The 22,924-nt window shown below is 42.1% G+C and carries 19 protein-coding genes, 1 tRNA gene and 3 pseudogenes; 10 read left to right on the top strand and 13 right to left on the bottom strand.

From position 1 onward, the window contains the following. Positions 1-68: 68 nt before the first annotated feature. The 4 genes and pseudogenes from ACM0OP_RS07870 to ACM0OP_RS07855 form a co-directional block, all read right to left on the bottom strand. Entirely contained in the window at positions 69-386 is a 318-nt protein-coding gene (locus ACM0OP_RS07870; protein WP_414527838.1) for a KGK domain-containing protein, read from the bottom strand. Positions 387-642: 256 nt separating this feature from the next. Continuing rightward, positions 643-951: pseudogene (locus ACM0OP_RS07865) on the bottom strand (antibiotic biosynthesis monooxygenase); the annotation flags it as partial. A gap of 9 nt (positions 952-960) precedes the next feature. Next, complete coding sequence (locus ACM0OP_RS07860; protein ID WP_414527837.1) at positions 961-1,527, bottom strand: GNAT family N-acetyltransferase; 567 nt, start codon at positions 1,525-1,527, stop codon at positions 961-963. Positions 1,528-1,555: 28 nt separating this feature from the next. Continuing rightward, positions 1,556-1,654: pseudogene (locus ACM0OP_RS07855) on the bottom strand (gluconolactonase); the annotation flags it as partial. 110 nt (positions 1,655-1,764) lie between these two features. Here ACM0OP_RS07855 and ACM0OP_RS07850 point away from each other — a divergent pair. Then, positions 1,765-2,664 (top strand): annotated as a pseudogene (locus ACM0OP_RS07850) (hypothetical protein). 153 nt (positions 2,665-2,817) lie between these two features. Here the strand turns inward: ACM0OP_RS07850 and ccsB are convergent. From ccsB to ACM0OP_RS07830, 4 genes are all read right to left on the bottom strand, one after another. Next, positions 2,818-3,861, bottom strand: coding sequence for a c-type cytochrome biogenesis protein CcsB (gene ccsB / locus ACM0OP_RS07845; protein WP_414527836.1), 1,044 nt, complete (start codon positions 3,859-3,861; stop codon positions 2,818-2,820). A gap of 93 nt (positions 3,862-3,954) precedes the next feature. Beyond that, positions 3,955-5,721: a DUF3352 domain-containing protein gene (locus tag ACM0OP_RS07840; protein ID WP_414527835.1), complete on the bottom strand. Its 1,767-nt coding sequence runs from the start codon at positions 5,719-5,721 to the stop codon at positions 3,955-3,957. A gap of 252 nt (positions 5,722-5,973) precedes the next feature. Then, a complete protein-coding gene (locus ACM0OP_RS07835) occupies positions 5,974-6,615 on the bottom strand; it encodes a chorismate lyase (RefSeq protein WP_414527834.1) in 642 nt (213 codons plus the stop codon). A 149-nt stretch (positions 6,616-6,764) separates the two neighbouring features. Continuing rightward, a tRNA-Leu gene (locus ACM0OP_RS07830) sits at positions 6,765-6,845 on the bottom strand. Positions 6,846-7,236: 391 nt separating this feature from the next. On the opposite strand from ACM0OP_RS07830, the gene accC reads away from it, so the two are divergent. Then, the gene (gene accC, locus ACM0OP_RS07825; protein WP_414527833.1) at positions 7,237-8,580 is read left to right on the top strand and encodes an acetyl-CoA carboxylase biotin carboxylase subunit; all 1,344 of its coding nucleotides are present in this window, start codon (positions 7,237-7,239) and stop codon (positions 8,578-8,580) included. Between the two features lie 87 nt (positions 8,581-8,667). On the opposite strand, the gene ACM0OP_RS07820 is transcribed toward accC, so the two are convergent. Next, positions 8,668-8,961, bottom strand: a complete 294-nt coding sequence (locus ACM0OP_RS07820; protein WP_414527832.1) for a YggT family protein — start codon at positions 8,959-8,961, stop codon at positions 8,668-8,670. 186 nt (positions 8,962-9,147) lie between these two features. Here ACM0OP_RS07820 and psbX point away from each other — a divergent pair, with 186 nt between their 5' ends. From psbX to ACM0OP_RS07800, 4 genes are all read left to right on the top strand, one after another. Next, positions 9,148-9,267 (top strand): photosystem II reaction center X protein, encoded by a 120-nt coding sequence (gene psbX, locus ACM0OP_RS07815; protein ID WP_323194427.1) that lies wholly within the window; start codon positions 9,148-9,150, stop codon positions 9,265-9,267. A 382-nt stretch (positions 9,268-9,649) separates the two neighbouring features. Beyond that, the gene (locus ACM0OP_RS07810) at positions 9,650-10,558 is read left to right on the top strand and encodes a Ycf66 family protein (RefSeq protein WP_414527831.1); all 909 of its coding nucleotides are present in this window, start codon (positions 9,650-9,652) and stop codon (positions 10,556-10,558) included. Positions 10,559-10,578: 20 nt separating this feature from the next. Beyond that, positions 10,579-11,130, top strand: coding sequence for a TolB family protein (locus ACM0OP_RS07805; protein WP_414527830.1), 552 nt, complete (start codon positions 10,579-10,581; stop codon positions 11,128-11,130). 34 nt (positions 11,131-11,164) lie between these two features. Beyond that, positions 11,165-11,695: a TolB family protein gene (locus tag ACM0OP_RS07800; protein WP_414527829.1), complete on the top strand. Its 531-nt coding sequence runs from the start codon at positions 11,165-11,167 to the stop codon at positions 11,693-11,695. 23 nt (positions 11,696-11,718) lie between these two features. On the opposite strand, the gene ACM0OP_RS07795 is transcribed toward ACM0OP_RS07800, so the two are convergent. Continuing rightward, positions 11,719-12,729: a succinate dehydrogenase/fumarate reductase iron-sulfur subunit gene (locus ACM0OP_RS07795; RefSeq protein ID WP_414527828.1), complete on the bottom strand. Its 1,011-nt coding sequence runs from the start codon at positions 12,727-12,729 to the stop codon at positions 11,719-11,721. 1,782 nt (positions 12,730-14,511) lie between these two features. Between ACM0OP_RS07795 and ACM0OP_RS07790 the strand changes: the two genes are divergently transcribed. Both ACM0OP_RS07790 and ACM0OP_RS07785 read left to right on the top strand, forming a co-directional pair. Then, positions 14,512-14,943, top strand: coding sequence for an AbrB family transcriptional regulator (locus ACM0OP_RS07790; RefSeq protein WP_414527827.1), 432 nt, complete (start codon positions 14,512-14,514; stop codon positions 14,941-14,943). Positions 14,944-15,140: 197 nt separating this feature from the next. Then, the gene (locus ACM0OP_RS07785; protein WP_414527852.1) at positions 15,141-15,995 is read left to right on the top strand and encodes a CPBP family intramembrane glutamic endopeptidase; all 855 of its coding nucleotides are present in this window, start codon (positions 15,141-15,143) and stop codon (positions 15,993-15,995) included. A gap of 86 nt (positions 15,996-16,081) precedes the next feature. On the opposite strand, the gene ACM0OP_RS07780 is transcribed toward ACM0OP_RS07785, so the two are convergent. The 3 genes from ACM0OP_RS07780 to ACM0OP_RS07770 all read right to left on the bottom strand — a co-directional run bounded on the left by ACM0OP_RS07780 (position 16,082) and on the right by ACM0OP_RS07770 (position 19,749). Further along, positions 16,082-17,035, bottom strand: coding sequence for a heme o synthase (locus ACM0OP_RS07780; protein WP_414527826.1), 954 nt, complete (start codon positions 17,033-17,035; stop codon positions 16,082-16,084). A gap of 325 nt (positions 17,036-17,360) precedes the next feature. Next, positions 17,361-18,344 carry a COX15/CtaA family protein gene (locus ACM0OP_RS07775; protein ID WP_414527825.1) on the bottom strand — a complete coding sequence of 328 codons (984 nt, stop codon included), beginning with the start codon at positions 18,342-18,344 and terminating at the stop codon, positions 17,361-17,363. Positions 18,345-18,537: 193 nt separating this feature from the next. Further along, positions 18,538-19,749, bottom strand: a complete 1,212-nt coding sequence (locus ACM0OP_RS07770; RefSeq protein WP_414527824.1) for an RNA-guided endonuclease InsQ/TnpB family protein — start codon at positions 19,747-19,749, stop codon at positions 18,538-18,540. 358 nt (positions 19,750-20,107) lie between these two features. Here ACM0OP_RS07770 and ACM0OP_RS07765 point away from each other — a divergent pair, with 358 nt between their 5' ends. Further along, positions 20,108-21,100: a cytochrome c oxidase subunit II gene (locus ACM0OP_RS07765; RefSeq protein ID WP_414527823.1), complete on the top strand. Its 993-nt coding sequence runs from the start codon at positions 20,108-20,110 to the stop codon at positions 21,098-21,100. 28 nt (positions 21,101-21,128) lie between these two features. Continuing rightward, a complete protein-coding gene (gene ctaD, locus ACM0OP_RS07760; protein ID WP_414527822.1) occupies positions 21,129-22,823 on the top strand; it encodes a cytochrome c oxidase subunit I in 1,695 nt (564 codons plus the stop codon). The last annotated feature ends 101 nt before the right edge of the window (positions 22,824-22,924 follow it).

Genomic DNA, 22,924 nt, shown 5'->3' with positions numbered 1-22,924 from the left:
CAAAGATTTTAACCCAGTCCTCAGCTATATTTCTTATTATAGTAGTGCCAGAAGTGTTTAAAAGTTGGTTAGCTATTATTACTTTGCATTTGTTCAAATTGTTGATAAATTTCCGCCAAGGGAAATTCTGGTTCATCAGGACAAAATTCCAAAGAAAGTCTCACTTTGCCTTTCGTCCATCCCTCGGCGCTAAATTTTAACACTTCACAATCTAATCCCTTTCCATACAAATTTTCTTCAGTTGTTCCTTCTGCTCCCAAATATTTTTTAATGGCTGAAATTAAATCATGGACTTTAAATGTGCCAGAAACATCTAAATTATTAAAATTTTCTGGTTCTACATACACAACTTCATCATGATTTAGGCGCTCAAATGCATTTTCCATATCAATCTCCTATCACTAAGTCTATAGTTTCCATAGAGATAGATGTTCAGCCCCAATAAATAATAATTTTATGCAATAGATGCTATTTAATTAAATGTATTAATTAACTCACTGATCCAATAAATACCTGAATATGAGTTGAATTTACTTTAATTATTCAGTGATTACATTTTATCTGTCTTCCTTTGTTTTGACAATTAGTAGTTAAATTAAAAGTAAAAATAGAATGAAAGAGTAAATTATTAGACACAGACTAAGCTGATAATCCGTTAATTTGCTCAATATAAGGGTCAGATTGCACTAAATTTTGAGATTGAGTCAGCCAATATTGGCGATCGCGTGATGTCATCCATACCTTCAAATTTTCATAGCCGTCAAACCGGAAAATAACTACATATTCTGGACGCACACCTGGTTGTGGGCGAATTACATTTGTGCCTAAATGGCCAGCATAAGTCCCACAAACACTGGTAATATCTTTCAACCAAGTCTCATAAGCGCTTTCGCATCCTGGTTTGACAATTTGTGAAATGACAACGGTGACAATGTGATCTTCTTGTTCCATTTCAATTAGTTATGTTGCCATCTGGCATTTTCTATAGTCTTTTAATACACGCTCATTTTCTCGTACTAATATCACAAAAGGCACACCCTGGTATTGATGCTCAAAATTATCAACAGTGTGAAACCCCACTCTATACCATACCTGGAGGGCGCGCTGATTAAATGCCGCAATCGTCACCCGCACAATAGGAGGATCAAACATCTGTTGAGCAAAATCTAGAACTGCTGCAACATAATAGCACCCCCGACCTTGCCCTGTTAAATTTGGGCAAATACCCATGCCGATATCCAGCGCTGGCGTACTGTAATCACCTCCAGGTACTTGACCATCTTCACCAAAACTACAATAACCAATAAACTTTCTTGATTCTTCAAAAATACCGTAAAAGTTATTCTGAGGATTGAGAAAATAGTGTGTGTTTTGTTCAATTTCGTCGGGGTTTAAATTGTAGTAATCATAAGGTGCGTCATAATTCCACCCAGATATCTCTCGTACATTTGCTTCATCCAAATATTTAATACTCAAGGACATTGTTAAGTCTCTATTACAATTCAAAAGCAAGTTACTAAAAGACATACCCAGCTTTCCCAACTTCAAGTCGGACAACATTGGCGTGAATCTGCTGATTACCATCTGGAGTAATGCGAACAATCTGGCCAATTTCATGATTTGTCACAAATATTGTGCCATCAGATGCGATCGCTGAAAACGGTTTGTGAGGGAATTTAAGGCAAAAGGTGAATACATTTAGTTCACGTTACCTAAATCTGCTTAAATTCATGACAATGGCTCAAAAATCAAATTACGGAACCGATGATCAAACCAATTCGTATTCTTTTGCAAACTACCATTCCTACCACTGAAGATGACTGGAGTATTTTCAGGTTTTCTTTGTTACAGGATTATTTGGCATCTATTCAAGATGAAGCGGGAAATTCATTGTTTGCAGTCGAAGCACGCGATCGCTACGCAGATGCAGAGGGTAACGACCCAATTTTGAGTACACTAGGGGAATCTAATTTTGATCAACTTTGGCTATTTGCCTTAGATACTGGCGATGGATTAACAGAAAAAGATATTGCTGGCATTAATGCCTTTCATTAACGTGGAAGTGGAATCCTCACCACACGGGATCATCAGGATATGGGCTGTTCAATGTGCGGTTTAGTTGACATTGGGGATCTTCATTATTTCAATACCAAAAATCCCGATCCTGATAACACTCGCTGGAGTCGGGATGATCCACATACAACTTATATTTCTTGGCCTAACTATTATTCTGGAGCTAACGGTGATTATCAAAAAATTATGCCGGTAGAACCAATTCATGAACTTTTAAAAAATCCCCATTCTCCTTCTGGATATATTGAATTTTTTCCCACCCATCCCCACGAGGGTGGTATTGGAGTGCATCCAGAAAAACTAAATGCGCGAGTCATTGCACTAGGAAAAAGTTTGGCTACAGGTAGGGACTTTAATCTAGTTGTAGCACTAGACAACTATACAGACCCACAAGGTAATCAAGTAGGGCGGGTAGTAGCTAACTCCAGTTTCCATCACTTTGTAGATTACAACTGGGACATTAACAAGGGCTGTCCCACATTTGTGGATGAACCACCGGGAGATCGGATGAAAACAGAACCACGGGCTTTAGAAGATATTAAAGCCTATGTGCGTAATGTTGCTTTGTGGTTAGCACCAGAAATGTCTTGAACCCTTGCTAATGTGTATACACAAGTCTAAATACTCTTCCTTGAGGTAGAAAATTAATCGCCGGATAAACACCGATAATAGGGAGTTTGCCTCGGTATTTTGATTAATTTAATGATTCGTGTGTACACTGTGACATTAGAGGGTTGAGTTGGATTAAAAAAACCAACCGTAGGAATGTAAACCTTTACCTAAAAGATTCACTCCCAAATAACAAATCCAAACCACAACAAAGCCACTGGCGGCTAAAATTGCTGGACGACGACCTTGCCAACCGCGAGTGATGCGGGCGTGAAGATAAGCCGCAAAAACTAACCAAGTAATTAATGCCCACGTTTCTTTAGGGTCCCAACTCCAGTAAGAACCCCAGGCTTCGTTAGCCCAAACTGCACCGGCAATAATGCCAATAGTTATGAGGGGAAATCCTAGTCCAATGACGCGATAACTAATATTGTCAAGAGTTTCAGCCAGGCTGAGGCGTTGGGGAGTGAGTAAGTCGTCGGTAGTGACTACAGAAGAAAATTCAGTAGCGGGGACTAAATTTAAAACCGCAGTATTACCCTTGCCATTGTTATTAGTTTCTAGGCGAGAAAAACCATTATTTTCTACTGGGGTTGTTGTGGGCGGTGAAATTAGTTCACCTGCTTTGTGCAAGCGATAGCCACCGTTACCTACAGAACTGCCTTGTAGTTGGATGTTTTGACCGCGAGTCACAATTAAAAATGCGATCGCAAGTAATGATCCCACCATTAAAGCGGCATAACTCAACATCATCACACTGACGTGCATCATCAGCCAATTAGACTTGAGCGCAGGTACTAAAGGTTCTGCTGATTGCATTTCTGATGGCAAAGTCAGAGCAGCAAAAGCAGTGATCCCCATTGCTACAGGTGCAGTTACAACCCCGACTAAGCGGCTACGACTGGTATTTTCAGCAAACAGGTGAACAGCTGTAATTCCCCAAACCAAGAAAAACAGGGATTCATACAGGTTACTCAAGGGAAAATAGCCGGCTTCTATCCATCGCGCCCCTAGTAAAGTAGCAATAGACAAATTGGCGATCGCCATCCCCGCAGTCCCCAAAGTCCCCAGAGTAGGTAAATTAGGAAAAGCAGCACCTCCCCAATACACCAGCATGGTGAGAAATAATACAGCAAACGTGGCATTGTCCAACCAGTTCTGGAGTGCAACCAGATTCATAAAGTCTTCTCCCTAGTTAATCGATCACTTTTCTGATCCTATCCGTTTAGAGACGCATTGGACATGGTTTCCCGTCAGTCAGCACTTTCTCATTTATGGTCTCCTCCCACTTTCCTCTAGAGAACTAGGCAAAACTGCTGAACTATCGCCTTGTTTGAGAACAATAAAAACCTCATAGCGCCTACTGCGGTTATCACTAACAGCAGATTTCACCCCAATTGAGCTAGTAGCATCTAGAAAAATTTGTTGTTCAGGAAACAAAGTATTGAGAGTAAAATTTTTCACCACCATTTCCATATCCACAAAAAACTGCCCATTAATCGGATTGAGTTCTCTAGGAACCGTTTTTTGAAATAGCAAACTGTTAGCTAGGGTACTATCAGGTTTAGGAAGGATTTTATCTGTAATGGGAGCGCCCAGAACTAAAAAAGCAATATCATCATCTAACCAGCCACGGCTAGCAGTTAAAGTATCAAAAGGAGTAATCCAATTCACCACTGGTTGACCAGCCACCGTACTCGATTGAATCTGAAATTGGTATTGGCTTTTCATCACCTCATCCAGCTTTTTCAAAGATGCTTCCGCAGAATCCCGCAGGCTTTGCCCATTAGCGGCATCTTTTGCTTGTACCATAAATAACAAACCCGCACGGAAATCTTGAGTAGCATCATTACTGACGCTATTAGGAATCACTGAAACAGAAAACTCACCTTGCATCCAACTGAGAAAATCTTGATCTAAATCCAACTCTGTCAGCGACTTCACACCACCTCGTAACTGTTCTGGTGATATCGGTGAGAGAGGATTTTGTTGTGATGTCAAAACATAATCTTCCCAAAACCGTTTTAAGTTCCCTCCAGAAAGCATCATTAAAGTTTCAGCCGGTACACGATCTTGCATCTTCCCCGCTTTATTTTCCACCATCAGAACACGCTGACTCTGAGGATTCAGCCAAGAAACTCCCTTTAAGCGTATTCCTGCTGGTTCCAAAGTCATAGAAGCGGCTAAACCTTGGTTATTTTGCAATTGAGCTAAAACCTGAGCAGGTAAAGGACGATTAGGAGCCGCCGCAGCTATTTTCGCAGCCATTGGTACATTTACATACAACTGGGCAAAGGGGCGATAACTGGATATTTTAGAAAAATTAGCCCTAAAACCACCTACAGTTGCCAGGGATGCTTCCCCTAGATATGTATCAATTACTTGTTCCGTCGCTTGGGGGTGATCAGTAATCACTAACAACCGTTCATCTAGTAATATGGCTGAAAGGGTTTCCCCTGATTGATTATCACTTTGTTTAATAGTAATTCCCTGATAGGTGCGCTCAGTCCATTCACCTTGTTTGAGAGTTTTGGGCGACGCTAAAATGTTTTTCGCTGCTTCTAGGTTATTTATGGGTAATACCATCAACATCGACTGGTCAGCGCTAGGCCTATTACCCTCATCATCTACTGGTTTGAGCGGTGGAGAAGTTGTTGGTGCAGACAAAATCGCTAAGGTAACTTCATCTCCCACCCAAGGAGCGATATCTTTCTGAAAGTTATAACCATTATTAGTGAGAAAGCGATCGCGCAATTGGACTAAATTTTGATTAATTACCGCTTGGGTTTCTTCTGTTCCCAACTCCTGCAATTTTTGCCATTGTTGAGCATCAGTAGTTAAAGAAAGGGAAAACAGGGCATCTTCAGGAATAATATTTGCACCTACTGGTAAGCCTCTCAAAGATATTTGCTTCTGAGTTAAAAACCAGTATGATACACTGCCCACACAAATTAATAATCCAGCAGCCAATAGTGTCAGCAGCAGAGAGGGTTTCTGAGTTTTCTTTTTTTTTCTAACAGACACAATAGGCAAAGCCATTGAAACCTATCCTCATACTTGATTGAATTTAGCAGATTAGTTTTTTGGGGTAGTTCCTCTACAAATAAATCAAATAATAGTAACCGCCAAGAATGTCAGAACAAAAACAGATCATGAAACCCTTGCAATTAGGGAGTTTCAAAGCTGTTTCCCTGAGATATATCCATCATTCCCAGCACTTCGAGATTATAGCTAACTAGAAAAACCTGCAAACCAGAGATATCCTACACTGCACTTGATTCTATATTCTATCTAGGAGCTAGATTGATCTTTTTCATCACCCACACTCAATGTCGTAGCTCCCAAATATTTGGTTAAATAGGGCGAAAATACTTCATATATTAAGGTCAGAGGCTGTCCGTGATGCCAAAACAAGTAATGACGACCCCAAAAAGGACCAGATACGGCAAAACCGGACTCTAATGCAGCCGAATTACCATAATAAATGCCTTGAATATCCCGATATAACTCTGTACGGATACGGGCTAAACTCGCCCAAATTGGTAATGAACGATTTTGCAAAAATTCATCTACATGACTAGCTTCCCACCACGAAGTGGCATAACCTAATCGCTGACCCGAAGCTGTGCGTAACCATACCTGTCGCCGCAGTCTTGGGCCTGGTACAGCTTGAATCAGTTCTGGAGCTTCATCTGAGTTCATGCCAATCAAAGACATATCAATTACATCCACTTCTGTGGGTTCACCTGTGAGTAATTGTAAATGCCTGGTAGGGGAGCCGTCACCTAAAAGTAATAATTGCCACGGTGGTGCTAACTGTGAGTGTGGCAGACTTTTTTGAATAACTTCCTCTCCCCCTTGCCAAATGGGAGACAGCCTATGCCATGCTGTTGGCAATGTTGAGTTGTTTTGCTCTAGAAAAATTGCAGTCAATGTTCTTTACCAAAAAATTGGGTCTAAAGCCCCGTCTCTTCAGGACGGCTTGAAGACATCAAAGCACAAAAATTTTGCTTTCCCTAGCAAGTTGATCACTAAAAACTTCAAAAGACGCTGCGATCGCAACGTCCCTTTCATCTGAAAAATGCGGATGGCGAGACTCGAACTCGCAAGGCAAAGCCACACGCACCTCAAGCGTGCGCGTATACCAATTCCGCCACATCCGCGCTATTTATCCAGAAATTAAAGCATAGCACACAAACAAAAAATATAGTGAGAAAATACTTAAATTTAGTAAAACTTACCAATAAATTAAGTGGAAGTAGACACCAATTTTAGGAAGGAGGATATATAACGGACAAAAATCTAGTGACTCTACAGGATAAGATGCCAACTACCCTCACAAAAAACTAGTTAAAGGAACCAACCCCAGACTAACAGATGCAATATTGTTAATCTAGTTAAGCCCCATAGAGACAGGAAGCCAAATCCTCTCTCAACTTTGCTGAGGATACAGCGAGAAAAACTCCTGTCATAATTTGAGATAAAGCAAAAGCATTGTGGCAAATGGGATGGGAGACAATAACTATCTACTGGTACTGATATCGAAGCTAAAAAATGAAGTTTGACAAAATATTAATTGCTAATCGGGGAGAAATCGCCCTTCGCATTCTCCGAGCCTGTGAAGAAATGGGAATCGCTACAATTGCGGTTCACTCCACCGTTGACCGGAATGCTCTCCACGTCCAACTTGCCGACGAAGCAGTTTGCATTGGTGAACCTGCTAGCGTTAAAAGTTATTTGAATATTCCCAACATTATTTCCGCCGCCCTCACACGTAATGCTAGTGCCATTCATCCTGGCTATGGATTTTTAGCAGAAAACGCCAGATTTGCAGAAATCTGTGCAGACCATCACATTGCCTTTATTGGCCCCACTCCCGAAGCCATCAGGCTCATGGGGGATAAATCCACAGCCAAAGAAACCATGCAAAAAGCCTTAGTACCCACAGTACCAGGCAGTGATGGGCTAGTGGAATCCGAGCAGGAAGGATTGCTAATTGCCAAGAATATGGATTATCCCGTCATGATTAAAGCCACTGCTGGGGGCGGCGGTAGAGGAATGCGTTTAGTCCGTTCAGAACATGAATTTGTCAAACTTTTCTTAGCAGCCCAAGGGGAAGCGGGAGCCGCCTTTGGTAATTCTGGCGTTTATATCGAAAAATTTATTGAACGTCCCCGCCACATTGAATTTCAAATTTTGGCAGATAATTACGGTAACGTCATTCATTTAGGTGAACGAGACTGCTCAATTCAACGCCGCAATCAAAAACTCCTAGAAGAAGCTCCCAGCCCGGCACTTGACCCAGAATTACGAGAAAAAATGGGACAAGCTGCTGTGCGAGCTGCTCAGTTTATCAATTTTACTGGAGCCGGCACAGTGGAGTTTCTTCTGGATAGGTCGGGTAAGTTTTACTTTATGGAAATGAACACCCGGATTCAAGTTGAGCATCCTGTCACAGAAATGGTAACAGGAGTAGACTTAGTTGCTGAACAAATCCGGATTGCCCAAGGAGAAAGACTCAGACTCACCCAAGACCAAGTAGTTTTGCGCGGTCATGCGATTGAATGCCGAATTAACGCGGAAGACCCAGACCATGATTTTCGTCCCGCACCAGGGCGGATTAGTGGCTATCTTCCCCCTGGTGGTCCAGGTGTCCGGATTGATTCCCATGTTTACACCGACTATCAAATCCCCCCTTACTATGATTCCCTCATTGGTAAATTAATTGTTTGGGGGCCAGACCGCGCGACTGCAATTAACCGGATGAAACGCGCCTTGCGAGAGTGTGCCATTACCGGACTACCAACGACTATTGGATTTCATCAAAAGATTATGGAAAATCCACAATTCTTACAAGGTAATGTCTACACCAATTTTGTGCAGGAGATGAAACTTTAGGACTGGGGGTTGGGGACTGGGTATTGGGTATTGGGAAGTAACAATCTTTCCCCCTACTCCCTACTCCCTACTCCCTACTCCCTATTCCTAATTTAAACGACTCATCATCGTCAGTAATCCTTGCTGACCCAAGAGAATTTCCCGAATTAGGCTGAAAATTCCTACCCAAATAATAGGGGTAATATCTACCCCACCTATGGGTTGCACTAGCTTTCGTAATGGCACTAAAAACGGTTCAGTAGGCCAAGCTATCAGGTTAAAGGGCAAACGATTTAGGTCTACCTGTGGATACCACGTCAGAATGATGCGGAAAATAAACAAAAATATCATTATTCCCAGCATAGGGCTGAGAATCCAAACACTGAGGTTAAGACCAGTCATCGGTTTGAGCTACTATTGGTAAACTGACAAAGAATTTAGGCTAACGCCAGCAACATGGCACCTTTGTTAAGTATTCTTTCATTAATTTTAAACAGATGTATATAGATCATGTCTCAGGACTCAGCATCTTTTTGTGAGACAGCATATTAGAATTATGATGAAGTGTTTAAAAAAAGGTTGAGAAATATGACACCTTCATTAGCAAATTTTCTTTGGAGTCTACTTTGGGGTGGTTTGATTGTAGTAGTCCCCACTACAGTTGGGCTGATTTTCATTAGCCAAAAAGATAAAATACAACGTTCATAATCCTGGGAGAGTCGCTTTGACTCTCATTTCCCACCGATTGTCTGTCAGTTATGTGAGCTTACCTGATTTGATTGATATGTTTTGTCCGGTAAGCATTTTTTTAACCATCATTATGCTAGTTAAATGTAAAGGGGCGAAAGGAATTGTCATCAAAACAGCCCATTCCGCCACTGATAATAAGTTATACTTGGCTGACAGACACCGGCTTTTTAGCTAGGGGCGAACAAATTGATCAACTCTGTTGGTCAGCAGATCGGAAGCTTAAATATATTATGGATATTGTCCTTAATTGAGAGTAGTGATTTTAATTGTCAAGGCCTTTGCTTCTCTGGGCATGAGGAATGTTAATCGCTAACATAGAATTGATATTTGGAAAACAACAATGATTAATTTTGGGCTGGATTCAGCCAGCATTCTGGCTCAAGTCAATGTGGGGACGAACTCAGCCAGTGTTTTAGGAATTTTCCTGGCTGTGTCTGGGGCTGCACTGTATTTTCTCCGCACTGTGCGTCCAGAACTGTCACGAGATCAAGATATATTTTTTGCTGCTGTGGGCTTGCTCTGTGGCTTTATTCTCATTTTCCAAGGATGGCGTTTAGACCCAATTTTGCAGTTTGGGCAGTTGCTGTTAGTGGGTTCAACTGTATTTTTTGCGGTTGAAAGTATTCGTTTACGAGGTATTGCTACCCAACAAGCTAAACGTAACACTCCCATTGTGGATGATGAGCGAGAAGTCAGCAGAAATTATTCTTACAACCGCAGAGGATATGAGGCTGAGGTTGAGGATGATTTTGAACCTCTACCTTATGAAGAGGAAGAACCGCCTGCACGTCCTCGCATTCGCGGTAGTAGGGATACTCGCTCTCCTCGTGATGACTATTATGAGGAGCAACCACCACGCCGGATAGAACGCCGTAGCACTAGGGAAAAACCAGAAACGGGAGAGAGAAAGCGTCCTTCTGGTTCTCCCCGTCGAGTGAGTCGCAGTTCTGACAGTTTTGACCAAGAAGAGTGGAGTGGTTCGACTAAGCCAGTGGATGATTGGGAAAACCCAGGAGGGGAAGTAAGAAAATCTTCTCGTCGTGGTACTAATAGACCACAGCGTCCAGAGACTCCTAACCGGGATGTTCCACCTAAAACTAGAAAGCGCCGTCCACCTGCTGACTCAAGTTCTCGGAGACCCCGTGAGGATGATGATGCTATACCAACTGACTATGTACCATATAACCCGATTGAAAAACCCAATCAGGACTCAGATAATTCCAGTGATTTGGATGATGGTATTATTTAGCAGGTTTGGGTAAGGTTGAGGTGAAAAGACTTACGCCTAAGTTGTGGCTCCAAAGACCGATTTATTGGAGCCTAGTTTTTGGTTTTTCTAGTTTGTTGTTATCTTGCGGTGCGAGTGAAATACCTCTGCGGACTACTTCTCTTAACAGTCGCTATACGGAAGAGCAACCAGCATTGAGTGGAAATGGTCGCTTTTTAGCTTTTGCATCGAATCGGAATGGTATTCACCAACTTTTAGTTTATGATTTGCAAGAACAACGGTTAGTTAATACTCCTGGTTTAAATAGACCCCGAACTATTGCTGAAAGTCCTAGTTTAAGTTACACGGGACGTTATATTGCTTATCTTACTAGTGATCAAGGCAGGCCTGTGGTGGCACTTTACGATCGCGCTACGCAACAGTCACAAGTGATTACTCCCAATTATCGCGGGTGGTTGAGAAATCCTGATATTAGTCTAGATGGACGTTATATTGTGTTTGAAACTGCTAGCCGTGGTCAGTGGGATATTGAAGTTTTAGACCGAGGCCCGAATATTGAGTTAGATATTCCCAGTGGTGCAAGTGTAAACTAATCTAAGAAATAGTATTAGTTTTGACTATTGACTAATGACGCATCAAACTATTTTTATATCTATATTTGTGGGTATCTTGGGTTTATTGAGTGGCTGTGTGGGTTATCCTCGTTTAGTAAATTATCCCTTTGATCCTGGTGGCCGGGGTCTGAATAGTCCTGCTTCAGAACTAAATCCTAAAATTGCTGGTAGATATATTGTATTTACAAGCGATCGCCGAGGTAGTCAAGATGTCTATATGTTTGATACCCTAACTCGATCCTTAGTAGATTTACCTGGTTTAAATTCCTTAGATACCATCGCCTCTCATCCTAGCGTGGCTGAAAATGGTCGCTACATTGTTTTTGCTGCGAGTCGTCAAGGGCGATCTACAATTTATCTCTATGACAGAGAAACTAGACAATCGAGAAATTTAACCAATGATTTGCAAGCAGAAGTGCGTAACCCTACTATTAGCGGTGATGGTCGGAGGATTTCCTTTGAGTATAGTAACAATGGACAATGGGATATTTTAGTTTATGAACAATCGGGACAAAGGTTGAATATATCTCAAGAGCCACGTTAGAGGTGGAAGGCTATGACTCTGATTTATTCTCCCCCACTCCCTATTTCTTGCTGAACAGATTCGATCAGCGATCGCACCTGTTGAGTACCTTGGGAAGGTTCAAAAGCAAGTGGGAACTTACCCCGAATCAGCATTCTTAAACCCAGAGGCGCAAGGCTGAGTAATCCCTTTAAGTCCTGAAAGTAATTACCAACAACTTGGATACCAAATTGACGTTCATCGATCCAACCACCGGCTTTCACCAAATCTACTAATACTTTACGATGGCGAATTGAACGACTGTCTTCGGCTTTTTTCCGTTGGAGAATTTCCTGTTTAATTTTAGTGATTTGCTCTAATGGTGCTACTTCCATCGGACAAACTGAATCACAGTATAAACAACGAGTACAACCCCAAACTCCTTCAGTTCCTTGGTTATAACTTTCTAAGCGATTTTCCGTGTCAGTATCACGAGAATCCGCCACCATGCGATAAGCTTTAGCCAAAGCATGGGGACCAACAAAATCGGGATTTACTTCACGAGCATTACATTCAGAGTAACAAGCACCACATAAAATACAATTACCAGTCTGATCCAGACGCGATCGCTCCAGTGGAGTTTGCAAAAATTCCCTTTCGGGAACTTGTCGCGCTGCTGTACTGACATAGGGAGTTACTGCATCTAAATGATTCCAAAAACTCCTCATTTCCACAACCAAATCCTTAATCACCGGCATATTACCCAAAGGAGCTATGGTAATTTCCCGAATACTGTGATCATGATTCTCCCCTGCTGGAATTTGTCCTAATTTCGCCAATTCACTAGCAACATTTTCCTTACAAGCTAAAGCAGAACGGCCATTAATTCGCATAGCACAGCTACCACAAATGGTATTGCGACAATTTTTGCGAAAAGCCAAGGTTCCATCTTGTTCCCACTTAATTTGATTCAGACAATCTAAGATTGTATTGCCAGAATCCACCTCTAACAGGTAAGTTTGTACAACAGGAGAAGAATTTTGTTGCTGCCGAATGATTTTAAATCGAACTTCCATTACCACTAACCAAAATCTTAAAATTACTCCTCAGCCCCAAAAATCTTGAGTAAAGGCTGTTCCTTGCACAAATTGAGTTATACTCTTTTTGCCCTTTATTCCCAACTCAGTGTTAATAGGCTGATCATCAAAGCGAAACTGATTCTAGTTTAAGCATAACCATTAAAAATTAATTTGCAGAACTTGGACAACAGAGATTCTTGTCCAGTTTCAAAGCCCAACTCCAACAAGTAATCGTGGCGGGAACATGACCATCCCCAGTAGATTCTTCAGAAAAAATAATCGTGGCGGGAACATGACCATCCCCAGTAGATTCTTCAGAAAAAAGACACAGGCTAATTTCCTACATAGTCAACATATCCCACTTAAATGCAGTCAAGATTATCAATGTCAGGACTTACGCACGAGTCACGGAATATCGAACCATAGAGGACGCAGAGAACACAGAGGAATAGGAATTTGGCAGAATTTTTGCGTAAGTCCTAAATATGTAAGAATCCTATTTTATTTCTGTTGGTATCCCCTGCGCTTTGGGCTTAAAACTGAAAAAACTGTTTCCCACTCCCTACTCCCCACTCCCTACTCCCAACCTACCTAAGTAAGTTGAAAAATCAAAGCGGATTACTATATAGGAACCCTATTTGATGTCTGTTGGGTTAGCCAGGGCGATGATGGGGTGAAAATCTTGGTGTAAGATAATAAAGTTTTTGATCACTCCTTACTCCTGACCTAAGCAAATCAATTAATCACATTACTATATCTTGATCAAGACCCATGAAAGGTATTGGTTGCAAAATTCCTGCTTATAGTTGAAAATAGGAGTTTTTTGCATAAATGGAACACCTAAACCAGTGGATAATCATCTGCTGATCATCAAGCATTTGGCAAATGTGGGAAAATTTATTCTTCCCCAAGACAGACCTATATAATGACTGTCCGCTTTTTGTCTTGTGAGCATAAACCAGTAAGATATCCTCTGTTAGTTTTGTCTCTAGCAAATCAAGGAAATCTGGCATTTAACTGACCGGTCAAAACGGCTCCTCTCAATTTAGATTAATTTTTATAAAAGCTATGGTGCAATAATCACTATGGTAAGAAAGTTGCAGAAAAATCTTCAGCCCTTTTTGCCTCCCCAAGGTTAGATTTTGAAATTAAAGTCTCTCACCAATTTAATTTTAAAACTAAACAATTATTTTGCTATTATTAGTTCATGCTAGTATTTAATATAAAATTATGAAGTAACAAATCCAGTCCTAATAGCTGTATCAACACGGCTAATGCTGATTTGTAAATTCATAATGCAGAGACCAAAAAAATCAAGTCTCTACAGGCAGGACAAAGGTGTATGTCCCTAAAAGCCTATTCAAATACTATGCTGTCCTCAGCTAGAGAGTCAGAGTAGGGAAAACCCAACAACTCAACGGCAATAAAGACCAGCACTGAAAGTTGAAAGCCTGCAATTTATTGGGTCTACGACTTATTTGTAGTAGCACTCCCAGCTATTGTGAAGGAGGCTGAAAATTACACCGCTACAGTAGCGCCAAAAGAGAAAATCAATTAATTTCCGATGGAGAATCATCGTAAAAAGTGACGTAAAATCACCGAAATTAATGTTTGTGACCACCATGACCTCTAAGATGTTGTGGGTGATCATAATATAGGCGCTGGTAGCTCAACCTATAAAGAGGAATTTATTCTTCACCCTAGAGTCATGGTAGTCAAATACTGGCATGAGACAATTTCGTTTATCAGTTTGGAGAGAGTAAGGAAAATTTGAGCGTAATGACTGAAACTGCAACCGCACCGTTAACTGGAAAAGCATTGCTTGCTAAGGTAAAAGAACTATCTAATTTACCCCGCCGAGAAAGAGCCAAGCAGTGCGGATATTACACCGTTACTAAGAATAATCAAGTCCGCGTCAATCTCACAGATTTTTATGATGCTTTGCTATCGGCTAGAGGTATTCCCCTAAGTCCAGAAGCACCCAAAGATGGTCGTGGTCGAGAACCGACATATCGTGTTAGTGTTCATCAAAACGGTCAAATTGTCATTGGTGCTACTTACACTAAGGCGATGAACTTAAAGCCGGGAGATGAGTTTGAAATTAGACTGGGATATAAGCATATTCACTTGATTCAACTGGGTGAAACTGATAAAAAAGCCACCTCAGAAGATATTGACTCTTCAGAGTCAGATGAAGATTTGGATGAGTAAGAGTAAGTTTGCTGATGGTATGAATAAGTTAAAGGTGAAGGCTTGATAACTAATTCCTGGTACTACAGCTAACTGCTAATTATATTGGCTAAAATTTTGTAAGATTGTAAAAATACGATTAGACCCCTTGCAGAAGTCACAGACTTTAGTAGAGTCTTGATAAATAAGCAAGCAGTCTATCGTGTTTTTTTGTGTCTATTTTGATAAACATAGTCAATACTCTCCGAGCATTTATTCAAGATGCTTCAGTGCTGGTTGTAGTGATAACATTTTTTATTACTTGGATAGGATGTTGGTTACCAATAGCCACAGTTATAGCCATGACAATTAATTGGCGACCTCCTCAATCTTTACAGCCAGAACAAAAACTACCCTTATTAGTGCCACTTTACTTATTAGCTCCCCTAGTTCTCTGGGGCTTTATTTGGCTATCCCATAAATCTTTTGCAGATTACGGATTGGTGGTGAATGCTTCGTTACTAGGTTCCCTGGCTTTAGGTTTTGGTTTGGGAGTAATCAGCCTAGCAATTATGTTTACTGGTCAATTGTGGCTGGGGTGGTGTTATTTAGAAAAATCAAATATTAAGTTGATCCCATCCATGTTGCCATCTATTTTGTTGATAGCGTTATTAGTTGGGGGAATAGAAGAGTTAGTTTTTCGGGGTTTTTTGTTAACTGAATTACAGCGTGACTACTCAGTATGGGTAGCTGGGGCAATTTCTAGTGTAATTTTTGCCCTACTGCATTTAGTGTGGGAGCAAAAGGAAACTAAACCGCAAATCCCTGGATTGTGGCTGATGGGGATGATGTTGGTTGTGGCGAGGATTGCTGATGGTGGTGGTTTGGGTATGGCTTGGGGATTACACGCAGCGTTGGTTTGGGCGATCGCCACTGTAGATACAGCACAACTAATCACCTATACTGGTAAAGCTGGGGAATGGTGGACTGGTAAGAATAAAAAACCCCTAGCTGGGGCTGCGGGAATTATTTGTGTATTGGGAACTGGGTTAATTTTGTGGTTGTGGTCGGCATATTCCCTCCCTATCCCATAAAAATAAATAATGGTGGGTTACGTTGTCGCCAACCCACCCTACCACTTTGGGGAATCTATGGGAAATCTTTGATTATACGCCACTAATTAGCTGATGAAATGCAACTTGCTAATTACCATACTCATGAGACTGTGGGTAATTGGGAGACTATCGATCACCATACCTAAACACAACAGCATCATGTAAGAGATGGAATAAAGAAACAACTCTCTAGCTACAGTACGCTCGTCGGGATTTTGTAACAAACGCCAAGATTTGCGGATAAATAATCCTCCTAGACAGATAGCGATCGCACCATAGATAAATCCACTGGCGTGCAAGGGATAAACTAGTAACAGCGTGGCTGCAACTGTGGTAAGTGTGTAGTACCAAATCTGTTGAACAGTTACCATATTACCCTCAATTACAGGTAACATCGGGATACCAACTTTTGCATAGTCATCTCGAATCATCAGCGCTAACGCCCAGAAATGGGGAGGTGTCCAGAGAAAAACTATGGCAAAAATTAACCATGCAGCCCAGCTTAAAGTACCCGTAACAGCCGCCCAACCCACTAACGCCGGAATCGCGCCAGCTGCCCCACCAATGACAATATTTTGGGTGCTGTGGCGTTTCAGCCAGTGAGTGTAGATCAAAATATAAAACACAATGCCGGAGAAGGACAGGCAAGCAGCCAGTAAATTTGCGAATACTGCTAGTAGCGTGAAAGACATAATAGCCAGGGCGATCGCAAAAATCAGCGCATCACGAGGCTGCACCTTACCAGAAGGGAGAGGACGATGGCGCGTCCGTTCCATATCATAATCAATATCCCGATCATAGACACAGTTAATTGTCTGGGCGCTAGCAGCAGCTAAAGTCCCACCAGTCAGAGTAACCAGCAGCAACAATGGATCTACTTGTCCTTCAGCAGCAATCCACATACTTCCAGCCGTAGTAATCAACAGCAACGGGATAATCCGAGGCTTTGTCAGTTGGTAGTAGCTGTGGATAACTTGCAGAAATGTTTGGTGGTGGCGAGAGACATTAGTCTCAATCATGTTGGCTCTTGTTCCTTATTTTTCAACAACTTTGATGCAGTCCCCGCTCGTACTGAGGTGACATTAAAAATATTTACTGCGGCTCAGGGAAGATGAAGAAGATGAGGAGGATGGGGAATGATTTTTCCCTACTCCCCCATTTTCCCTAGCTCAGACTGTGATTGGGAGTGCAAGCAGTTTTAGTTTTTATGGTTTTACCACTTCTAGTTGTTAGAGTTTCTAGATGTGATCTCAAATTCCTTGGCTCACCAAATAATTAATGGCTAATAGCGATCGCCATTAGTCATGATTAATTACAGAAATCAGAAAACGAAGTTGAGTTCATTTAGGCATTTGATCCCTGTGCTGGTGTACTCGTAACACTTGAGGTAGAACTAACAGCATAAGCGTTGATTTCACGGCTCATAGCCCAGTCACGCAGTGCTAGAACTGTGAAAGCCACTAAACTACCCAGCAAAACAGCCCCAACGGTTTGGTGAGAAACTGTCAGCAGCTCAACTTGGAGATGTAAGCGGAAAGTGGCTACTCCCAAAAGAATTTGTAACATCAACAACCCACCAGCCAGATTTGCCAGTCGTCGCAAGGCTGGATGAAGTGCCGGTGTTCGCCAGGAGATCAAGACCACAGCTAAAGTAGTCACAGTTGGCGGTACTAAGCCAAAAATATGGCTATACATCACATTACACAACTGAGAATCGCCAAAGCATTGGTGTAATGCCCAGCGAGATCCCACCAAAGCGCCTAATATACTTTGCAAATACACCAAAATTACGGCACTTAAACCCAACCAAGGCAACTTACCCACAGTACCAGTTCCTTGATAGGGAGTGAGGGCTAAACCGACAATCAGTAGGGTAGTGAAAAACAATAGCGCCGTTCCCAAATGGGCGGTGACAATATCAAACCGCAGCAGTTGAGTAACGGTAAGTCCTCCCAAAATACCTTGGAAGACAATTAAAAACAGGGCAAATGTTGATGCCCAGGGTAGCCAACTAGGTAAAACACGCCGATACCACCAGGATAAACCAGCCAAGGCGATCGCACTTAAACCAATTAATCCCGCATCCAATCGGTGAAACCACTCCAAGAAAACTTGAAGATTCATTTGTTTTGCTGGCACTAGTTCCCCATAGCACAATGGCCAGTCAGGGCAAGCAAGCCCAGCATTCATCACACGGGTGGCACTGCCTATGGCCATCAAAATCAAGGTGGCTATGCACATTTTCCACACCAAGCGACGAATCACTTCCTTGGGCTTTCGCTGCTCGGCTGCCGCTTCATTTTGTTGTTCTAGGACAAATTCATTCATCAAGAATACCTTCCGCCCGCTCTTTTTGGTGGCTCTCTTAAAATTTTCAATTTTTAGTACTGACCCATTTACACCCTAACGTATGAGCCACAGTTAAAAAGATTAGCTTGCACTTATCTTGCACTTATACTTTGGATCACTCTAACTAGTTTTAGCCAGAGCTTTAGGTATTTTGTGAACTACTCAAACCCGCTTAAGCTGAGGTTTGGGCTTCTGTACTCACAGGGGAGTGCCGCAAATGAGACTTTCGCCCCATCTTTGGTCTTACCTCCCCTCCTACAGCAGAGACGGCTGCACCTTCCGCCTTGAGCATTCTGATACCCTCTGCTCTAATATTGATTGCAGCGTTGCTATCACGGTCATGATAAGTACCGCAGTGAGGGCAAGTCCACTCCCTCACATCTAGAGGCATCTCACTCACTTGATAGAAACAATTAGAACAAAGTTTGGAACTGGGGAACCATCTATCAACCTCAACCAACTTTCCGCCTTTGCGTTCTAACTTGTAGGCTAAAAAGTTAGTGAACGTTCCCCATCCACAATCAGATATTGCTTTTGCCAAATTGTGATTACGTACCATGCCCTTGACATGAAGATTCTCTACTATGACAGCTTGGCTATCGCTGACTAACTTGTAACTAAGTTTATGTAGAAAATCTTGCCTGGAGTTACTAACCCGTTCGTACACTTTGGCAACAACTTGACGATATTTATTTCTAGAATTACTCCCCTTTTGTTTACGCGCTAATTTCTTCTGCTTCCGTTTGAGGTTTTTCTCGTGCTGGGCAATATGTTTAGGATTGTCATACTTGGAAACCTTTTCACCGTCAGTTACAACAGCAAAGTGTTTCAATCCTAAGTCAATACCATAAATCTTTCCTTCTGTTGGAGTAGGATTATTCCCGTGTACTTCCGTCAGGATAGATGCAAGATATTTACCAGACGGGGTTTTGCTAACAGTGACAGTCTTTATCTTCCCCTCAATTGGTCTATGTATTTTGGCTTTGACTATCCCAATACTACCTGGTAGTTTTACATTACCATTCTCAATCTTGACGTTTTGAGGATATTGAATTGACTGTTTACCATGTTTAGATTTGAACTTAGGAAATCCTGCACGTTTGTCAAAAAAGTTTTTATATGCAGTGGTTAAGTTAAGTGTTGTTGCCTGTAAAATTTGGCTATAACATTCAGCTAACCAACAAGTATCTTCTGCTTTTTTGAGATCAGGAAGTAAAGCGTTGAGTGCTGAACGTCCAAGTCCTTTGCCTGTTTCTATGTAAGTCTCAATAGACTTATTCAAAGCGTAATTCCACCACCAGCGAGAACAACCAAATGCCTGAGCTAGTAGTGTTTGTTGTTCTTTTGTTGGATACAAACGCACAAGGACTGCTGTGTGTAGCACTCAATATCACCTCCTTAGTCTATGTATTTTATCACAATCTATAATTAATGATAAAATAATCTCAAAGTATTTGGAAATTACTCGGACATCTCTCAAGGATGTAACTCTGAATTTCCATGCTATCCATCCCGACCCCGTTTCACTGAGGGTAGGAACTTCCGCCGCAAAAGTTAAATTTTTTCACTGATTTATATCTACATCTTGGCAGTATCGAATAAATCTCTTGTACCCAGAATTGGTAAATTAACTGCAAAAATTAATAAAATCTTAAAACCATGAGATTCCATATTTTCTGACCTGTACTACCTTAGTAAGTGGGTAGCATAGAGATAACGTAGTAAATTCATTTAAGTAAACCGTGAACATTCCAAGTTCCATCTGGACATTAATAATTGGTGTCGTCCTAACGCTATTAAGCCTTTGGTACGGTCAAAATCATGGTCTGTTGCCAGTAGCCGCCACAGACGAAGCAGTTCTAGTGGATGGTCTGTTTAACACGATGATGATCGTTTCCACAGGTATATTCTTACTTGTCGAAGGTATTTTGATTTACTCCGCAATTAAATATCGTCGGCGAGCAGGTGACAACGACGACGGGCCACCAATTGAGGGTAATGTCCCTCTAGAAATTCTCTGGACAGCGATCCCAGCTATTATCGTTCTCGGTATTTCTGTTTATAGTTTTGAAGTGTACAACGACATCGGCGGCTTTGATCCTCATTCAGTCCATGAAGCCCCGATGACTCAGGAATCCATGACAATGCCAGGAACTGCGATCGCGCAGCGTGCGGGAACCGCAATCGCCTCTACTTTAAGCGATCCCGCTCCGGGAATTGGGCGTAGTCCCGAAAGAGCAGGTTTACCAGCAGAATTACGAGTTAATGTAACTGGTCTACAATACGCGTGGCTTTTCACTTATCCTGATACAGGGATCACTACCGGTGAGTTACACGTTCCAGTTGATCGGGAAGTGCAAATTAACATGACAGCCAATGATGTCATCCATGCTTTCTGGGTTCCAGAGTTCCGCTTGAAACAAGATGCTATCCCCGGTAGACAAAGCGAGATTCGGTTTACTCCCAGATTAGTTGGTAGTTACGACCTGATTTGTGCTGAACTTTGTGGCCCTTACCACGGTGCGATGAAAAGCCAAGTAGTAGTAGAAAGTCAAGAAGCTTATGATGCTTGGATGCAAGAACAATTAGTTGCTAGCAGCGAAACTTTAAATCAAGCTGTTGCTGTTAATCCCAGGGATTTATCCCCAGATGAATTTCTGAATCCTTACACCAAGGACATGGGAATACAGCCAGAAATAATCAATCAAGTCCACACTGCTCATCATCATCAGTGAACAGACTGATAACTGATAACTAATTCCTATGACACAAACTCAGTTAGAAAAAACTGCCCCTAACCCGACTCATATAGAAGAAACACAGGAAAGACATTGGCGAGACTTTTTTGGTTTCAGCACAGACCATAAGGTGATTGGGATTCAATATCTCGTTACTTCCTTTGTTTTTTACTGTATTGGCGGCGTGATGGCTGACTTGGTGCGGACAGAACTACGTACCCCAGAAGTAGATTTTGTCACTTCAGAAATTTATAATAGTCTATTCACACTCCACGCCACAATCATGATTTTTTTGTGGATTGTGCCAGCCGGGGCAGGATTTGCCAACTATCTGATTCCCCTGATGATTGGGGCGAGAGATATGGCATTTCCGCGCTTGAATGCTGTAGCATTTTGGATGATTCCCCCAGCGGGTATTTTACTCATCGCTAGTTTAGCCCTGGGTGATGCACCTGATGCTGGTTGGACTTCCTACCCTCCTTTGAGTTTGGTAACAGGTCAAGTGGGTGAGGGAATTTGGATTATGAGTGTCCTGTTGTTGGGTACGTCGTCGATTTTGGGAGCGATTAACTTTCTAGTTACTATTCTCAAGATGCGGGTTCCCAGTATGGGAGTTCATCAAATGCCGTTGTTTTGCTGGTCGATGTTGGCAACTTCGGCTCTGGTACTGATATCTACACCAGTGTTAGCAGGGGCGCTGATTTTCCTGGGCTTTGACTTGTTAGCAGGGACAACATTTTTTAATCCCACTGGTGGGGGTGATCCGGTGGTTTACCAGCATATGTTCTGGTTTTATTCCCATCCGGCGGTTTATATCATGATTTTGCCTTTCTTTGGGGCAATTTCAGAGATTTTGCCGATTCACTCCCGTAAGCCGATTTTTGGCTATAAGGCGATCGCCTATTCATCCTTAGCTATCAGTTTCTTAGGGCTAATCGTTTGGGCGCACCATATGTTTACCAGTGGTGTCCCCGGTTGGTTAAGAATGTTTTTTATGATCACCACCATGATCATTGCTGTACCCACAGGAATTAAAATTTTTGGTTGGTTAGCAACTATCTGGGGTGGCAAAATCAGCCTCAATAGTCCGATGATTTTTGCGATGGGCTTTTTAAGTACCTTCGTAATTGGCGGGATCAGTGGTGTCATGTTAGCCGCCGTTCCCTTTGATATTCACGTTCATGATACATATTTCGTAGTGGCACACCTGCACTACGTCCTCTTTGGTGGTAGCGTTTTAGGGATTTTTGCCGCCATTTACCACTGGTTCCCCAAAATGACCGGACGGATGATGAACGAATTTTGGGGCAAAGTTCACGCTGTGTTAACCATTGTGGGTTTGAATATGACCTTCTTACCCATGCACAAGCTAGGACTGATGGGGATGAACCGCCGTATTGCCCAATATGACCCCAAATTTACCTCATTGAATGAAATTTGCACCTACGGATCATATATTCTGGCGATTTCCACATTACCCTTTATCATCAATGCTGTTTGGAGTTGGCGGTACGGCGAAAAAGCTGGTGATAATCCTTGGCGGGGACTCACACTGGAATGGATGACTAGTTCACCACCAGCCATTGAGAATTTTGCTCAACTCCCAGTTTTGGCTACTGGCCCTTATGACTATGGCGTAAGTAAGAAAGAAGTGGATATTCAGGAGGTGTTAAATATCGAACCTGGTGAACCATATCCCACTATTGAGTCTGGTGTTTAAGAAGAGGCAGGGGGCAGGGTGCGGGGTGCAGGGGTAAAGATTGTTACTTCCCAATCCCCACTCAATCCCTACTCCCTACTCCCTACTCCCTACTCCCTACT

Origin of the sequence: Nodularia chucula CCY0103, from assembly GCF_963923915.1 — a bacterium.
GTDB classification, from domain to species: Bacteria; Cyanobacteriota; Cyanobacteriia; order Cyanobacteriales; family Nostocaceae; genus Nodularia; species Nodularia chucula.
This window is presented reverse-complemented; position numbering and strand designations above follow the sequence as displayed.

Bases quoted from the DNA above. Each gene is read 5' to 3' on its own strand.
- ACM0OP_RS07870 (WP_414527838.1), bottom strand. From the start codon at position 386: ATGGAAAATGCATTTGAGCGCCTAAATCATGATGAAGTTGTGTATGTA.
- ACM0OP_RS07860 (WP_414527837.1), bottom strand. From the start codon at position 1,527: ATGTCTTTTAGTAACTTGCTTTTGAATTGTAATAGAGACTTAACAATG.
- ccsB (WP_414527836.1), bottom strand. From the start codon at position 3,861: ATGAATCTGGTTGCACTCCAGAACTGGTTGGACAATGCCACGTTTGCT.
- ACM0OP_RS07840 (WP_414527835.1), bottom strand. From the start codon at position 5,721: ATGGCTTTGCCTATTGTGTCTGTTAGAAAAAAAAAGAAAACTCAGAAA.
- accC (WP_414527833.1), top strand. From the start codon at position 7,237: ATGAAGTTTGACAAAATATTAATTGCTAATCGGGGAGAAATCGCCCTT.
- ACM0OP_RS07820 (WP_414527832.1), bottom strand. From the start codon at position 8,961: ATGACTGGTCTTAACCTCAGTGTTTGGATTCTCAGCCCTATGCTGGGA.
- psbX (WP_323194427.1), top strand. From the start codon at position 9,148: ATGACACCTTCATTAGCAAATTTTCTTTGGAGTCTACTTTGGGGTGGT.
- ACM0OP_RS07810 (WP_414527831.1), top strand. From the start codon at position 9,650: ATGATTAATTTTGGGCTGGATTCAGCCAGCATTCTGGCTCAAGTCAAT.
- ACM0OP_RS07800 (WP_414527829.1), top strand. From the start codon at position 11,165: ATGACGCATCAAACTATTTTTATATCTATATTTGTGGGTATCTTGGGT.
- ACM0OP_RS07795 (WP_414527828.1), bottom strand. From the start codon at position 12,729: ATGGAAGTTCGATTTAAAATCATTCGGCAGCAACAAAATTCTTCTCCT.
- ACM0OP_RS07790 (WP_414527827.1), top strand. From the start codon at position 14,512: ATGACTGAAACTGCAACCGCACCGTTAACTGGAAAAGCATTGCTTGCT.
- ACM0OP_RS07780 (WP_414527826.1), bottom strand. From the start codon at position 17,035: ATGATTGAGACTAATGTCTCTCGCCACCACCAAACATTTCTGCAAGTT.
- ACM0OP_RS07775 (WP_414527825.1), bottom strand. From the start codon at position 18,344: ATGAATGAATTTGTCCTAGAACAACAAAATGAAGCGGCAGCCGAGCAG.
- ctaD (WP_414527822.1), top strand. From the start codon at position 21,129: ATGACACAAACTCAGTTAGAAAAAACTGCCCCTAACCCGACTCATATA.